Below are 14,522 nucleotides of genomic sequence, written 5' to 3'. Positions count from 1 at the left end.
TTGGTGACGTGTCCGAGCGGCCGAAGGTGCAACACTCGAAATGTTGTTTGGTGTAAAAGCCAACGTGGGTTCAAATCCCACCGTCACCGCCAACGAAAACCCCCGGGAAACCGGGGGTTTTCTGCATTCTACGAGCCTTCGTGGTGCGTGTTTCAGGTGTACAGGAATCGCACGGCGTGAAAGAAGACCGGCGCCGCAAAGCAGAGCGAGTCCAGGCGGTCCATGATGCCGCCGTGCCCGGGGATGGTGGAGCCGAAGTCCTTGATGCCGCGGTCGCGCTTGATGGCAGACATCACCAGCCCTCCGGCGAAACCCATCACACAGGAGATGAATGCCAGGAGCGCGGCCATCAACGGGGTGAACGGTGTGACCCACCATAGGGCCGCCCCCAGCGCGGTAGCCGAAAGCACTCCCCCGATGAACCCTTCCCAAGTCTTGTTGGGACTCACGCTCGGCGCGATCGGGTGCTTCCCGAGCGTCTTGCCCCACACATACTGCAGCACATCGGAGCCCTGCACCACGATCAGCAGGAACAGGAGCAGATGCGCGCCGGTAGCCCCACCAGTCCCAGGCGCCGAGCCTTCGGCCGCATCCCGGCCTGCCTCCATGGCCAACGGAAGCTGCAGGAGCGCCGGGGCGTAACTGATGGCGTAGACGCATACCATCAGCGCCCACTGAATGGCTGCGGTTCGCTGCAGGAACCCGGTGGTCTGCCCGGCGAGTGCATTGCGCGCCGGCAGGAAGAGGAAGGCGTACACCGGGATGAACACACTGAACATGCCGTACCAGTGCTCCCACAGGAACCAGTAGTGCGCCGCGGGGATGATGAACACCAGCCACACGAGCACTTTGTGATCTCCGCGGCCGGTTGGGGAGATGGTGATGAACTCGCGCAGTGCCAGAAGTGACAGCAGCAGGAACAGCACAATCGTCACCGTCTCGCCGGCTGCCAGGACACCGCCTATCAGTGCGACCATCAACCACCAGGCGTTGATGCGCTGCTTCAGGTTCACGATGGTGCTCGTGGTGCCCAACCGGCGGCCCAGGAGCCACGCGATCACGGTGGCTAAAACCAGAACAAGGACGACGCCGCCGAGGAGTTTCAACGACGTCGAGTCCAGCAAACCCAGTTCCCAGTCGTTCACGGGTTGTCCTTCCGGGCCTGGCTACGAGGCTCCGAGCCGCCGTCGTCCTGTTTAGGGGTATCTGTGGATTGCGGCCCTTGGTGCTTAGCCAGGCCTTCCACGAGAACCTGCCGGGCGCGGGTCAGGAACGTCTGCCTGTCCTCATCGGGATCCAGGTGGAGGGGCTCGCAGAAGATGACAGTCGAGAGGTGCGGCACCGGGATCACCGCACCTTTGGGGAGGATCCGTCCGAGGTTGGCGAGCGTCACGGGGACCACAGGCACCTCGGGGTGGAGACGAGCCAGTTTGTACAGTCCGCCGTGGAACTGGGCGATCGTATCGCCGTCTCCGCGGGTGCCTTCAGGGAAGATAATCAGCGAACCACCGGCGGCCAGCACCTCACCCATGCCCTCCACCTGGCCCTTGGGGCTGACCCCCGAGTCCGACGTGCGTTGCCGGCGGCTGCTGGAGCCGTGGCGTTCGACCAAATAGGCGTTGAAGATCTGTTCGGCAAAAGCCTTACGCACCCCGGAGCCCCAGTAGTCCTTGGCTGCCACCGGGCGGGCGCGTTGCTGCAGCTCTGCCGGCAGCGCGGCCCAAATGGTGAGGAAGTCCAGGTGGCTTGAGTGGTTCGCGTAGTAGATGGCCTGCTCGGGCAGATCCAGCTCTCCGGCTGCAGCCACTACGCGCGCACCGGCGAAGGCACTGATAAGTTTCGCGAGGCTGCGCCGGGAGGCCCTGCCGACGTTCATGATGGCAAGTCCTTGCTGCGGGCACGCAGCGCAGCGCTGACACGGCGCAATCGGCGAATACAGGTGAGCAGGGAGCCTAACGCGATGAGCGCCAGCGTGCCGAACAGTGCCCATCCTTCCGACCAGGGAAGCCATGGTTCGGCGATGCCCACCAGGACGCCGATCATCAGCAGCCACATGCGGTGCGGTTTAGCCAAGGGCCCGTCAAAGAAGTTTCCCGTGCCGAGGGCTGCTCCGAGGCACCGGATGTAGGCGGTGAGTACGGCGAGTATCGCCGCAAGGAATCCCAGCGTCACCCCGAAATCAACTCGGTCGGCGGTCACCAGCCCGGCGGTGGCGATGCCGGCTGCCCCTAGGAACAGCACATCGGAGATCCGATCAGGCAGTTCATTGTAGATATCACCCACCGGTGAGCTCATACCCTTTTCCACGGCCAGCATTCCGTCGAGCATGTTCAACAACAAACGCAGCGGTATACAGGCAGCAGCCGCGGCCAGAAGGACAGCACGAATTATGGCGTCGTCGGTATGTGCCGACCAGATCAACGCAGCGGCGCCCACTGCAGCGAATACCACTGAACCGACGGAGATCTGATTGGGGGTGAGTTTCGCCGCCGCAAGAATATCCGCAGATTTAGCCGCCCATCGGCTGCTGCGCTGCGGAATTTCCCGCCTGTCCGTTCCTTGGCTCATGTAAAGTGTCCGTTCATTTGGCCCTTTGTCGTAGCTCATACGCTAATGCGAGCCGAGCGGCGGAAATGGCAGCAACCCGCGATCAATCCCGTGGTTCCACTTCACCATTCATTAGAGTGTAAGCATGAGGCGCAAATCACCCTCCAGGAACGCCCTGCGGGACCACGGAATCGCCGGCGCCTGGGGCTTCGCAGAAGCGACGTTCTTCTTTGTGGTCCCCGATGTGTGGACATCCTGGGTGGGGCTGCGCCGACCGAAACGCGCGCTCGGCACCACGGTCTCAGCCCTCGGCGGCGCAATGGCCGGAGGGGCAGTGACGTACTGGTGGGGCCGCAAGGTAGCCGCAAACACCTCGCGTAAGGCGTTGGTGAAAGTGCCGGCGGTCACGGATGCCATGATCAGCGAGGTGGAGCAGGAGATCGCCGAGTCGGGGGCCGCTTCTTTGCTGCGGGGCCCCACGCGTGGAATCCCGTACAAGCTCTACGCGCGGGCAGCCGGGCTGCAGCGGACCCCGCTGCTGACGTTTCTTGCCTGGAGCGTGCCCGGCCGGATGATCCGGTTCGTAGTGGTGACAGCGGCAGTATCCGGGATTGCTGCCCTGGGCCGCCGCAGGCTCCTTGGACTCTCTGAACGGAGCATCTCAACCGTCTTCTGGATCTGCTGGGGTGCGTTCTACGCGGTATTCATTCCGTTGAAGGCCCGTCGCGGGTCATCCCGCAATTAACCGGAACTTGATAGAGCGCGAATTGCGCTGGCTTTAAACTGAGAAGAACGCCTTAGGGCACAACAGGCTTTGACACCGTCTCCATCTAAGTCATCGCTGCATGCACTGCACTCTGATTTATAGCCGCTCGACGCAGGGCTAGAGGTTCGTCGTCATTTTGAGCAGGAGGTCTGGCACATTTCAAGGTCACCTCGAGGGATATTGAATAGGATTTTATCGGCGCGGTTGCAATCATGCTAAGAACGATTGTGCGAGTGTGTTGTGCATGAAGAACCCGCCGATCTATACGTCCGAACCAATGGCAACTCGTGCCCTCGCTGCAGAGATCCGTCAAGCACCTGAGAAGTTCATAGATCTTCTCGCGCGTCGCTGTGGAATTGTTGGGCTCAACCGTTTTCAAGGCGTGCGGTGTGAAGCCTCTGCCAGACTTGATCTGGAGCTCGAGTTCGCGATTCCTGAGTCTTTTATCGTGGGAATCGAGGCAAAGTTCGACCACGAGCTCACTCGGGACCAGGTCGACAGGCAGCTTCGCGTCGCCGATCACCTCGTGGTGCTCCTCCTCGGAGAAGAAGCAGCACCCTCCTGGCTCGTCAGCCTCGACCGCGTGCACGTCCTCACATGGGCCGAGGCACTCGCCTGTTTCGTCGATTCGCGACTCACGGTCGAGGACATCGCATCCATGCCGGTCCCGAAGTCCACAGTGGAATCCTGCTTCCGGGCGCAGCATCTGGACCAGCGCTTGCCCGAGGGCTGGCGGGTCGACGTGCGACGAGGAGGTGGCGGCATGCCGGCGGTCGAAATCGAGTCGCCAATCCTGCCCAACGGGCGGACACTGCGCGGGCAGATACAGGTAGCTGGCCGCGGAATGCCCCAGCCCGGCAAGCCGATCCTTGTCGAGTACAGCATCGGCGTTTCAGTGCCTGCTACCGCACAGGAGTATCCTGACCCAGAGCTTCCCCACCCCGAGCCCGGCTGGGTCGAGCCTCTACGGGCTCTCAACCGGGAGGTCCTTTGCGGTGAGGAGCAACGGCTGCTGGTGAGCACCCGCATGCCCGGCAAAGGTAACTCCGAATTCGGCAAGCGCAAGATTCCCCTCGCCAAGAAATACTTGCACGACACCCTGTGGCTGGCCAAGGGGTACACAGATGGATGGGCACTCGGCATTAAGTCGGTGAACCGACCGCTCGGAGAACTCGACGAAATCGCTTCGGCTACTGTGGAGATCTTCACCCGCTGGTATATGGCAGAGACCGAACGGCTGGCTGCCAGTACTCATGCCTTCGGGTGATTCACAACGTGCCCACGGTGGGCGCAGGATCAGCGCGTGAAAAAGCATGAAGCTCCGCGATTAAAGACGTAGCCCGCAACCATCGCTGAGGCGAACGATAAATGCCCGGACGCAAAGCGTCCGGGCATTTATCGCTTTGCGGATTATCCGCAGGTGCGCAATTACTCGCGGTTCAGCTTGTCCTGAACCGTGCCGGCGACCGGCCGGTTTTCCTGTTGGACCCATCTCCACGACATGATCCCCACGAGCCCTGCCCTGCCCGACTTGCCTTCATCCGGATCCGCCGTTTACCCTAAATTTCGAGGCCCAGCAGTGCGCCCCGGAACTCCTATTTTTTTGGAATCCTGTGGACCACAAACTGCGCCTACTCGTTCGGCTCGATGCCGACCCTTCCTCCGCTGTCCTTGAAGCAACGGACTGCCTCGCGTCCGCCGGAGCGGCGAAGCCATGACTCTTTTCCGCTCCCGGCACGCTTCTGCCTTGTCCCTGTTGGACCTGCCGGCAGATCCCTTGGATGTCCAGGCGCTGGCCGCGCTGCCCCAGGGGACTTTGGAAGGCCTGACAGACCGTGTCTACCGGCAACTGGATTCCGAGCATCCTTCCGCCTACGCGCTGGAGTGGTACAGCGCATTGACCCATGAATGGGCGAGGCGGATGAGGTCCGGCGCCCGCCTGGAGGCTCCGGCCCACCATGGCGGGGCGGGGGATCACGAGGAACCGTGAGGCTCCTTGCCGGGCGTCCCCTGCGCTGCGTCACCGAACAAGCCGCGAGGACTAGCACCGCCTCGGCTTGGGTATCCGGCCTGCAAATTGTGTCCCGGAGAGCCTTTGTAGGATGAAGCATGGACACCAACGAACCACAGCCCACTATTGCCCAGCTGCGTGCACGCCAGACCGACCTCGTGCTCGCCCTGGCGACTGAGTCCCGCACCGACCGCCTGCAGCAGTACAGCGACGAACTGGAGTTCCTCGTGAAGTACATCAAGGAGCGCGAAGAAGCCGAGGCCGCCGAAGCGGAAGCGCCCGCCGGTGCCTCGGCAGCCTCCCCCGCCGCTGACACCGCTCCCCGGGCCGACGGCGTCGAGCAGCGTGAAGACGGTGTGGTGATTGAACCGGGCTCCGATCTTGAGGCCGACGTCGACCGCGACAACCGCTAGCCGCTAGCCGCTAGCCGCTAGCCCTCCGGGAGGGCTACCCCTCCCAGAAGCGCCGGACGACGTCGGCCATCTCCTTCGCCTGCCGCCGGCCAGCCGCCACGGAGGGACGGCGGGTGGAATCCAGCAGCATGTTGGTACCGAAAGCCTGCAAAGCCAGCGCGTCGGCTTCGATCAACAACGGCTTTCCGTCCTTCCGGATCGTTTTCAGCGCCTGCGGCAGGGTGGGTCCGAAGGGACTCTGCGGCGCCTCGAGGCCGCAGGAAACCACGAGTACCTTTCCAAAGCCGGCGGCGACGTCCGCATTGGTACCCGACCGCATACCGCCGTCCATGTAGACCCGCCCGTTGATGTGCACGGGCGGCCACACCGTCGGGACAGTGCAGCTGGCGGTGACCGCCAGGCCAAGGTCCACGCCGGAATCGCCGTCGAACACCTTGAAGCTGCCGTCTTCAGCGTCCACCACCGTGACGCCCAGTGCCTTCTCCGGCCAGGCCGGGAAGGGAACCAGTGAACGGATGCTGTTCACCCACGCTTCCTCGGTCAGCTGCGTGTCCGCTTTCAGTGCCAGCTGGCCCAGCCGTGCGCGGGCGGCCTTCTCTCCGCCGCCGCCGAAACCGGCCGCGCCCATGAGGTTCATGAACCGCTCGCCGTCGAATGCGTCCGGCTCCTGGTAATCCGGAGCACTGGCACCTTCCTCAGCCGTCTCCTGGGCGAGCGCCGCGGCCGGCACCTGCCCGAAGCGAAGCGCCGTTCCCACCACGGATCCGGCCGATGTACCGACAACGAGGTCCGCCTCGTTCAGGTCGATGCCCTGGTCCAGCAGTTCCGCCAGCAGGCCGATCTCCCAGGCGATCCCGGCAACTCCGCCGCCGCCCAACACCACCGCACGCGATTCCAACACGTTGTAACCTCCTGGCCTGCGCCGTCGAAGTGCCCTTCCATGTCCCCGCAGTGTAAGCCCGGCGCCCGCCCGGTTACCGGACCTCGGCGGTTCCGGGCTTGAATGGTTGCATGGCATTAAAAGTTCTGATGGTGGGCCGCAAGCACGAGGACTGGGTGGTTGACGGGATCCGCCGGTATGAAAAGCGGCTGAAGAAACCCTTCGACCTGACCTGGGTCCCCATTCCGCATTCGGCCCGCGAAGGCGACGCCGCCCGCAAGGAAGAGTCCGAGCGGCTGCTGGCGAAGGTCGGATCCGACTACCTGATCCTGCTGGACGAGCGGGGCAAGGCCATCACCTCGCCGACGCTGGCCCAGACGTTGCAGAGGCCGCTGGATTCCTCCCGCAACGTCACCCTGATCATCGGCGGGGCCTACGGCGTGGACCAGAGCGTCCACGACCGCGCCGACTTTGTCTGGTCCCTCTCACCCCTGGTGTTCCCCCACCAGCTGGTCCGACTGATCCTCGCGGAGCAGGTGTACCGGGCCCAGGAGATCGCCGGCGGACGCCCCTACCACCACGAATAGGACAGGGGACGGCGGCGCTTGCCGCCCTGGCTCCGCGTGCGCCGGTTCTTCGGCTGCACGGTAAAGTAGGAGCAGTTTTTCAGCAGTCCGGCAGGCTCCGAGCCGCGGCCGGCGGGACCGGAAGGGAAGCATGCCCCAGCGCACCGATCCCTTCCGGCTGCTCCGCGCCGGCGTCGCCACCGCAGTCATTTTCGCGCTGGCCACGGGTGCGCACCTGGCCGGCGGCGGGATGCTCCCCGAACCGGTCCTCCTCTTTGCCCTGGTGGCCTTCACCCTCGCCGGAGTCAGTATTACCGCCGGGCGACGGTTCCGGCCCGGCAGCCTCTTCCTGGTCCTCGGCGCCGCGCAGCTCGGGCTCCATGAAGCCTTTGGCCTCCTGACCTCCGGCGTCCAATGCCTGCCCGGTGCTTCCTCCCACCACGGCGTTGCCGTGGTCTGTCCGGAGGCGGCGCCGCTGCCCGGGACCCAGGACGCCCTCTCCGGTCTCCACGCGCTCCAGCACGACGCCGGCCCCGCCCTGTTCCTCGCGCACCTCGCCGCCGTGGCGCTGTCCGCGCTGGTGCTCGCCCGGGGCGAGGACGCCCTGCACGCCACGGCCGCCTGGCTGCGGCCGCTGTTCACGCCGCCGGCCCCGGTGACGTTCCGGCCCGTCCGGCCGCCGGCGATTTCCGGTCCCGCCGCCGGAACCCCGCGCGCCCGGTACTGCTCCGCGCGCCCGCTGCGCGGGCCGCCGTCGTACGCATTGGCCTAATTCCTTTTCCAGTATTTCCCGCCTCCAGCGCGGTTTTTTGGCAATGCGCCACCGAAAGGCTTTTCCATGCGTACCTCCTCCTCTGTCCTCCTTGCCGCCGGCGGCACCGCCGCTCTGATGGCGCTTGGCCTGGGCCCCGCGGCCGCCCATGTGCATGTCACCCCCGACACCACCGGCGCCGGCGAGTCCGCCCTGCTGACCTTCGACCTCTCGCACGGCTGCGAAGGCTCCCCGACCACGGCCCTGACCTTCACTCTCCCGGACGAACTGGCGGACGCCACCCCCACGGCCCACCCCGGCTGGGACATCAGGAAGGTCACCGAGGAGCTCGCGGAGCCGCGGACCCTGCCCAACGGCTCACAGGTCAGCTCGCGCACCAGCGAAATTATCTACACGGCCAAGGAACCGTTGGCCGACGGCATCCGGGACACCATTACCCTCGGCGTCGACCTGCCGGACGCCGAAGACACCACCCTGGCCTTCCCCGTGCTGCAAAGCTGCGAAAAGGGGGAAACGGACTGGTCCCAGGTTCCGGCCGACGGCCAGTCCGGCCACGACCTCGACTCCCCGGCGCCTACGGTCACCATCACCGAAGCGGACGACGACGATGATCACGCCGCCGGCGATGAGCACGGCAGCACCTCCGGCACGCCGGAAAGCGCCGATGACCGGGATGACGACGTCGAGGCCGCCGAAGTTGCCGGCTACGTTGGCCTGGGTGCCGGGTTGCTGGGCCTTGCGGCAGGTGTCACCGCCCTGATCCGCACGCGCGGCCGCGGCCGGGCCTAGCCCGCGGACCTGAGCGGGCGCCGGGCAGCTTGCTTCCGGCGCCCGTAACGGTTTTGCGTCATTCCGTTCCGCCGGGCGGGGCGGATTGACGCGCCCCCGCCCGACGGGAATGGTGAGAGCATGATCACCTTGGCACCTGCCTCCCCCGTCAAAAAGTCCTCCCCGTCCCGCAAGGCACTAGCCCTGGTGGCTTTGCTGACTCTCTCCGGTTCCGCGCTGGCCGGCTGCGGCGGCTCAGGGAACGACGGCGACGCGTCGGTGTCCCCGTCTGCGTCAGCCAGCGAGACCACGCCCGCTCCGTCCCCATCGACCGAATCTGCTTCTGCTCCGGCGTCCTCACCGGCCACCGGAGGCGGGGCAGCGGCCGTTGGCCCCGTTCCCTGCACTGCCGACATGCTTGCCGGCGTTGTGGAGAACGTTCCCGGCGGCGCCGGTGCGGACGGTATCTCCCGCGTCCTGGTGCTGACCAACATCTCCGCTGACGGTACCTGCACCGTGGCCGGCTATCCGGGTGTCTCCTACCTCGACGCCGCCGGACAGCAGGTGGGCGCACCGGCCGCCCGGAGCGAGGGCGCGGCCGGTGCGCCCGTCACGCTGGCACCCGGCCAGGCTGCGGCCGCCGAGCTGCGGGAAACCGTGGCGCAGAAGTACGGAAACTGCCAGGTGCAGGAGACTGCGTCCCTGCTGGTCTACCCGCCGGAGGACACCGCTTCCCTGACCGTCCCCTACCCCTCCACGGGTTGCACCAACGCGGATATCGAGCTGATGCAAGTGGGTATCCTGCAGGCACGTTGATTTTCGGCCTGCAGCCGAACCCCCGGTGGCAGCGGCCAAACTGTCACCGGGGTGGGGAAGAATAGTGCCATGACATCGGCATCTTCGGTGCTTGCCAAGTTCACCCCCGCCACCCGGGAATGGTTCGAGGGTGCCTTCACCGCGCCCACCCCGGCGCAGGTAGGAGCTTGGGATGCGATCTCGGAGCGGGCCAATGCGCTGGTGGTCGCCCCCACCGGGTCAGGCAAAACCCTGGCCGCGTTCCTCTGGGCGCTGGACAGCTTTATTGCCTCTGCCGCCGCTGCCGGCCCCGAAGGCCTGCCGCCCGCCGAACTGCCGCTTCCGGAACTGCCGGAAGCCGCTCCCAAGCCCGCGGGACGGAAGCGCACCCGGGAACCCAAACGCAAAACCAAGGTCCTGTACATCTCCCCGTTGAAGGCCCTCGGCGTCGACGTGGAACGCAACCTCCGCTCGCCGTTGATCGGCATTACCCAGACGGCCAAACGGCTGGGCCTGCCGGCGCCGTCCATCACCGTGGGCGTCCGGTCCGGGGACACCCCGCAGAATGAGCGGCGCGCCCTGCTGACGCGGCCGCCGGACATCCTCATCACCACGCCCGAATCCCTGTTCCTGATGCTCACATCCTCCGCCCGGGAAACCCTGGCCGAAGTGGAAACCGTGATCGTGGATGAGGTGCACGCCGTGGCAGGCACCAAACGCGGCGCCCACCTGGCCGTGACGCTGGCGCGGCTGGACGCCATGCTGGAAAAGCCCGTGCAGCGGATCGGGCTCTCCGCCACGGTGGAGCCGCACGAAACCGTGGCGCGTTTCCTTGGCGGCAACGCTCCGGTGCGGATCGTGGCGCCGCAGTCCCGGAAGAACTGGAACCTCACCGTCACCGTTCCGGTGGAGGACATGACGGATCTGGGCAACGCACCTACCACTGAGGACACCGTTGAGGGCGGTTACGCTCCGCAGGCGAGCATCTGGCCGCATGTGGAGGAGAAGATTGTCGACCTCATCGAGGCCAACCGCTCCACCATCGTGTTCGCCAACTCCCGGCGCCTCGCCGAGCGCATCACCGCCCGCCTGAACGAGATCCATGCCTTCCGGCTGGAGGCTGCGCAGGCGGCCACCGGAACGGACGGGATCCCGGCCCCGGCAGCACCTGCACGTCCGCCGGCCCAGATCATGGCACAGGCCGGGGTGTCCGTGCTGCGGCGCGAGGACCTCGCCGTCGAAGACGACACCCCCGTGCTCGCACGGGCGCACCACGGCTCGGTGTCCCGGGACCAGCGCGCCCTGATCGAAGACGACCTGAAATCCGGCCGGCTGCGCTGTGTGGTGGCCACCAGCTCGCTGGAGCTCGGCATCGACATGGGGGCCGTGGATCTGGTGGTGCAGGTCGAATCGCCGCCGTCGGTGGCCAGCGGCCTGCAGCGGGTGGGCCGGGCCGGGCACCAGGTGGGCGAAATCTCCCAGGGCGTGATGTTCCCCAAGCACCGCGGCGACCTGCTGAACTCGGCCGTCACCGCCGAACGGATGCTCGCGGGCCAGATCGAACCCCTGGCCATACCGGCCAACCCGCTGGACATCCTCGCCCAGCAGACCGTGGCCGCCGCCGCCCTGGGCTCCATCGACGTGGAGGAATGGTTCGACGTCGTCCGCCAATCCGCGCCCTTTGCCGGCCTGCCGCGCTCCGCGTTCGACGCCACCCTGGACCTGCTTTCCGGCCGCTACCCCTCGGACGAGTTCGCCGAGCTGCGGCCGCGGATTGTCTGGGACCGCACCGAAGGCACCATTACCGGCAGGCCCGGAGCGCAGCGCCTCGCCGTCACCTCGGGCGGCACCATCCCCGACCGCGGCCTCTTCGGTGTCTACCTGGTCGGCGATTCCGAAGGAAAGAACAGCCGCCGGGTCGGTGAACTTGACGAGGAAATGGTCTACGAATCCCGGGTCGGGGACATTTTCGCCCTGGGTGCCACGAGCTGGCGGATCGAAGACATCACCCATGACCGGGTGCTGGTCTCCCCCGCCTTCGGCCAGCCCGGCAAACTGCCGTTCTGGCGCGGGGATACCCTCGGCCGGCCGGTGGAGCTGGGCCGTGCCCTGGGCGCCTTCGTCCGTGAGATGGCCGCCGCTGATGACGCAGCGGCCCGGGAACGCCTGACCGCCGTCGGGCTGGATGATTGGGCCGCCGGCAACCTGATCAATTACCTGCGCGAGCAGCAGCAGGCCACCGATGTGGTGCCCAACGACCGGTCGCTGGTGGTGGAACGCTTCCATGACGAACTCGGCGACTGGCGGGTAGTCCTGCACAGCCCGTACGGCATGCCTGTCCATGCGCCCTGGGCACTCGCTGTCGGGGCGCGGCTGCACGCCCGTTACGGGCTGGATGGATCTGCCATGGCATCCGACGACGGCATTGTGCTGCGCGTGCCGCTGATGGAGGACGAACCGCCCGGCGCCGAGCTGTTCCTGTTCGACCCCGAGGAACTCGATTCCATTGTCACCGCCGAGGTTGGCGGCTCGGCGTTGTTCGCCTCACGGTTCCGGGAGTGCGCGGCGCGAGCGCTGCTGCTGCCGCGGCAGAACCCCTCCAAACGCACCCCGCTCTGGCAGCAGCGGCAGCGGTCTGCGCAGCTGCTGGATGTCGCCAAAAAGTACCCCACGTTCCCGATCCTGCTCGAAACGGTCCGTGAATGCCTGCAGGATGTCTATGATCTGCCGGCCCTGAAAGACATTGCGTCCGGGATTGAACGGCGCGAGATCCGGTTGGTGGAAACCACCACGCCCTCGCCGTCGCCGTTCGCCCGCTCCATGCTGTTCGGCTATGTAGGTGCGTTCCTGTACGAGGGCGATTCGCCGCTGGCCGAACGCAAGGCCGCCGCCCTGTCCCTGGATCCCACGCTTCTCAATGAGCTGCTGGGCCGGGCCGAACTGCGCGAACTGCTGGATGCGCGGATCATCGCCCGGATCGAAAGTGAACTCCAGCGCCTGGCTCCGGACCGCCATGCCCGCGGACTGGAAGGCGTGGCGGACCTGCTGCGGCTGCTCGGCCCGCTCTCCGTTCCCGAGGTCGCCGCCCGCCTGCAGCCGGTGGAGCTCCTCACGGGCGACACCGGGACGGCAGTGGAACCGGCTCCGGCCGCCGCCGCTCCGGAGGATGCCGAAGAGCTGCTCGAGCAGCTGGTCCGCGCCAACCGGGCCCTGAAAATCGGCATGGCCGGCAGCACCCGGTATGCGGCCATCGAAGACGCCGCCCGGCTGCGGGACGCCCTCGGAGTTCCGTTGCCGATGGGCGTGCCGCTGGCGTTTATCGAACCCGTTGCGGATCCGCTCGGTGACCTGGTGGGCCGGTATGCACGAACCCACGGGCCTTTCACCGCCGCCGAAGCCGCCGCCCGGCTGGGCCTCGGCGTCGCCGTCGTCACCGGCACCCTGCAGCGCCTGGCCGGCGAGGGACGCGTCGCGGAGGGCGAATTCCGCCCGGCCGAAACGCTGCTTCTGGACGCGGCCGACGGCGTCGACTCCACTCCCCCTGCCACCGTCACCGTTCCCGGCTCACCCGCCGGAACCGAATGGTGCGACGTCGAGGTGCTGCGGCGGCTGCGCCGCAGTTCGCTGGCGGCCCTGCGTTCCGAGGTGGAGCCGGTGGACCCGGCCACCTACGGGCGGTTCCTGCCGGTCTGGCAGAACGTGGGTTCGGCGCTGCGCGGGCTCGACGGCGTGGCCACCGTGATTGACCAGCTTTCCGGCGTGCCGATTCCGGCATCGGCCTGGGAACCGCTGATCCTGGGCTCCCGGGTGCGCGACTACGCCCCGGCCATGCTGGACGAGCTGACCGCCACGGGCGAAGTGGTGTGGTCCGGCAGCGGTTCCCTGCCGGGCAACGACGGCTGGATTGCCCTGCACCTGGCCGAAAACGCGCCGCTGACGCTCAACCCCTCCCCCGATTTCGAGCCGGGCGGGCTGCACCAGCGGCTGCTGGAACTGCTGGGCAACGGCGGCGCGTACTTCTTCCGCCAGCTCGGCGACGGCCTCGCCGCAGACGGCATGGCCGAAACGGATGCGAACATCATTTCCGCGCTCTGGGAACTCGTCTGGGCCGGGCGGATCAGCAATGACACCTTCACCCCGGTGCGGTCCCTGCTTTCCGGCGGGAAAACGGCCCATAAGCAACGGGCCGCCACCCCGCGTGCCCGCACCGCACGGATGGGACGGCTGGGCCGGGCACCCGGGGCGTCGCTGACGGGCAGCTCCATGCGGCTGGCGGCCGGCGGCGCGTCCGCCCCGGCACTCCGCAACGCTCCGCCCCTGGTCGCGGGGCGGTGGAGCATGCTCCCCGCAGTGGAAACCGACGCCACCCTGCATGCCCACGCCACGGCCGAGCTGATGCTGGACCGCTACGGTGTGGTCACCCGCGGCTCCGTGGCCAGCGAAGGCACCCCGGGCGGTTTCGCCCTGCTGTACCGGGTGCTGGCCCGGCTGGAGGAAATGGGCAGGTGCCGGCGCGGCTACTTCATCGAGCAGCTCGGCGCCGCCCAGTTTGCCGTGCCCGCCACCGTGGACCGGCTGCGTTCCTTCTCCGAAGACGCGCAGTTGAAGCAGCCCGAACCGTCCGCCGTCGCCCTGGCTGCCACCGATCCGGCGAACCCCTACGGCGCCGCCCTGCCCTGGCCCACACTGGAGGGCGGACACCGGCCCGGCCGCAAGGCCGGGGCACTGGTGGTCCTGGTCGACGGCGAGCTTGCACTGTACGCCGAACGCGGCGGTAAGACCCTCCTGACCTTCACCGAGGAGCCGGCCGCCTTGGAGCTTTCCGCTGCCGCCCTGGTGCGGATTATCCAGCGGGGCGCGGCGGAGAAAATGGCCATCGAGAAGGTCAACGGGACGGATATCCTCGATACGGACGCTGCGCGTGCACTGACCGCTGCCGGCTTCTACACCACGCCGAAAGGGCTGCGCTACCGTGTCTGACGTGCTGGCCCAGTGCGGAGTCGA

13 protein-coding genes and 1 tRNA gene are annotated in these 14,522 nt (G+C 66.8%); 10 read left to right on the top strand and 4 right to left on the bottom strand.

What is annotated here, in order from left to right:
* Positions 1-2: 2 nt before the first annotated feature.
* Positions 3-92, top strand: a tRNA-Ser gene (locus tag N2L00_RS01750).
* A 60-nt stretch (positions 93-152) separates the two neighbouring features.
* Here the strand turns inward: N2L00_RS01750 and N2L00_RS01745 are convergent.
* The 3 genes from N2L00_RS01745 to N2L00_RS01735 are packed head-to-tail and all read right to left on the bottom strand — an operon-like array spanning position 153 to position 2,607.
* A complete protein-coding gene (locus tag N2L00_RS01745) occupies positions 153-1,145 on the bottom strand; it encodes a phosphatidate cytidylyltransferase (RefSeq protein ID WP_255767411.1) in 993 nt (330 codons plus the stop codon).
* The gene (locus tag N2L00_RS01740) at positions 1,142-1,876 is read right to left on the bottom strand and encodes a 1-acyl-sn-glycerol-3-phosphate acyltransferase (RefSeq protein WP_255767410.1); all 735 of its coding nucleotides are present in this window, start codon (positions 1,874-1,876) and stop codon (positions 1,142-1,144) included. Before N2L00_RS01740 ends, N2L00_RS01745 begins: the two co-directional genes overlap by 4 nt.
* Positions 1,873-2,607, bottom strand: a complete 735-nt coding sequence (locus N2L00_RS01735) for a CDP-alcohol phosphatidyltransferase family protein (RefSeq protein WP_255767409.1) — start codon at positions 2,605-2,607, stop codon at positions 1,873-1,875. Before N2L00_RS01735 ends, N2L00_RS01740 begins: the two co-directional genes overlap by 4 nt.
* 85 nt (positions 2,608-2,692) lie before the next feature.
* Here N2L00_RS01735 and N2L00_RS01730 point away from each other — a divergent pair, with 85 nt between their 5' ends.
* The 4 genes from N2L00_RS01730 (at position 2,693) to N2L00_RS01715 (ending at position 5,737) form a co-directional block, all read left to right on the top strand.
* Complete coding sequence (locus tag N2L00_RS01730; protein WP_255767408.1) at positions 2,693-3,292, top strand: hypothetical protein; 600 nt, start codon at positions 2,693-2,695, stop codon at positions 3,290-3,292.
* A 265-nt stretch (positions 3,293-3,557) separates the two neighbouring features.
* Positions 3,558-4,580, top strand: coding sequence for a hypothetical protein (locus N2L00_RS01725; protein WP_255767407.1), 1,023 nt, complete (start codon positions 3,558-3,560; stop codon positions 4,578-4,580).
* Positions 4,581-5,027: 447 nt separating this feature from the next.
* The gene (locus tag N2L00_RS01720; RefSeq protein WP_255767406.1) at positions 5,028-5,303 is read left to right on the top strand and encodes a hypothetical protein; all 276 of its coding nucleotides are present in this window, start codon (positions 5,028-5,030) and stop codon (positions 5,301-5,303) included.
* A gap of 119 nt (positions 5,304-5,422) precedes the next feature.
* Positions 5,423-5,737: a hypothetical protein gene (locus tag N2L00_RS01715; protein ID WP_255863678.1), complete on the top strand. Its 315-nt coding sequence runs from the start codon at positions 5,423-5,425 to the stop codon at positions 5,735-5,737.
* A 34-nt stretch (positions 5,738-5,771) separates the two neighbouring features.
* Here N2L00_RS01715 and N2L00_RS01710 read toward each other — a convergent pair whose 3' ends face one another.
* Entirely contained in the window at positions 5,772-6,638 is an 867-nt protein-coding gene (locus N2L00_RS01710; RefSeq protein ID WP_255767404.1) for a patatin-like phospholipase family protein, read from the bottom strand.
* A 110-nt stretch (positions 6,639-6,748) separates the two neighbouring features.
* Between N2L00_RS01710 and N2L00_RS01705 the strand changes: the two genes are divergently transcribed.
* The 5 genes from N2L00_RS01705 (at position 6,749) to N2L00_RS01685 (ending at position 14,498) form a co-directional block, all read left to right on the top strand.
* A complete protein-coding gene (locus tag N2L00_RS01705; protein WP_255863677.1) occupies positions 6,749-7,204 on the top strand; it encodes a 23S rRNA (pseudouridine(1915)-N(3))-methyltransferase RlmH in 456 nt (151 codons plus the stop codon).
* 130 nt (positions 7,205-7,334) lie between these two features.
* Positions 7,335-7,955 carry a hypothetical protein gene (locus N2L00_RS01700; RefSeq protein ID WP_255863676.1) on the top strand — a complete coding sequence of 207 codons (621 nt, stop codon included), beginning with the start codon at positions 7,335-7,337 and terminating at the stop codon, positions 7,953-7,955.
* A gap of 66 nt (positions 7,956-8,021) precedes the next feature.
* Entirely contained in the window at positions 8,022-8,744 is a 723-nt protein-coding gene (locus N2L00_RS01695) for a YcnI family protein (RefSeq protein WP_255863675.1), read from the top strand.
* 120 nt (positions 8,745-8,864) lie between these two features.
* Positions 8,865-9,539, top strand: coding sequence for a DUF4232 domain-containing protein (locus N2L00_RS01690; RefSeq protein ID WP_255863674.1), 675 nt, complete (start codon positions 8,865-8,867; stop codon positions 9,537-9,539).
* Between the two features lie 69 nt (positions 9,540-9,608).
* Positions 9,609-14,498, top strand: coding sequence for an ATP-dependent helicase (locus tag N2L00_RS01685; protein WP_255863673.1), 4,890 nt, complete (start codon positions 9,609-9,611; stop codon positions 14,496-14,498).
* Positions 14,499-14,522 lie beyond the last annotated feature (24 nt).

The sequence above is a fragment of the Arthrobacter sp. zg-Y1171 genome (assembly GCF_025244845.1).
In the GTDB taxonomy this organism is placed as follows: domain Bacteria; phylum Actinomycetota; class Actinomycetes; order Actinomycetales; family Micrococcaceae; genus Arthrobacter_B.
This window is presented reverse-complemented; position numbering and strand designations above follow the sequence as displayed.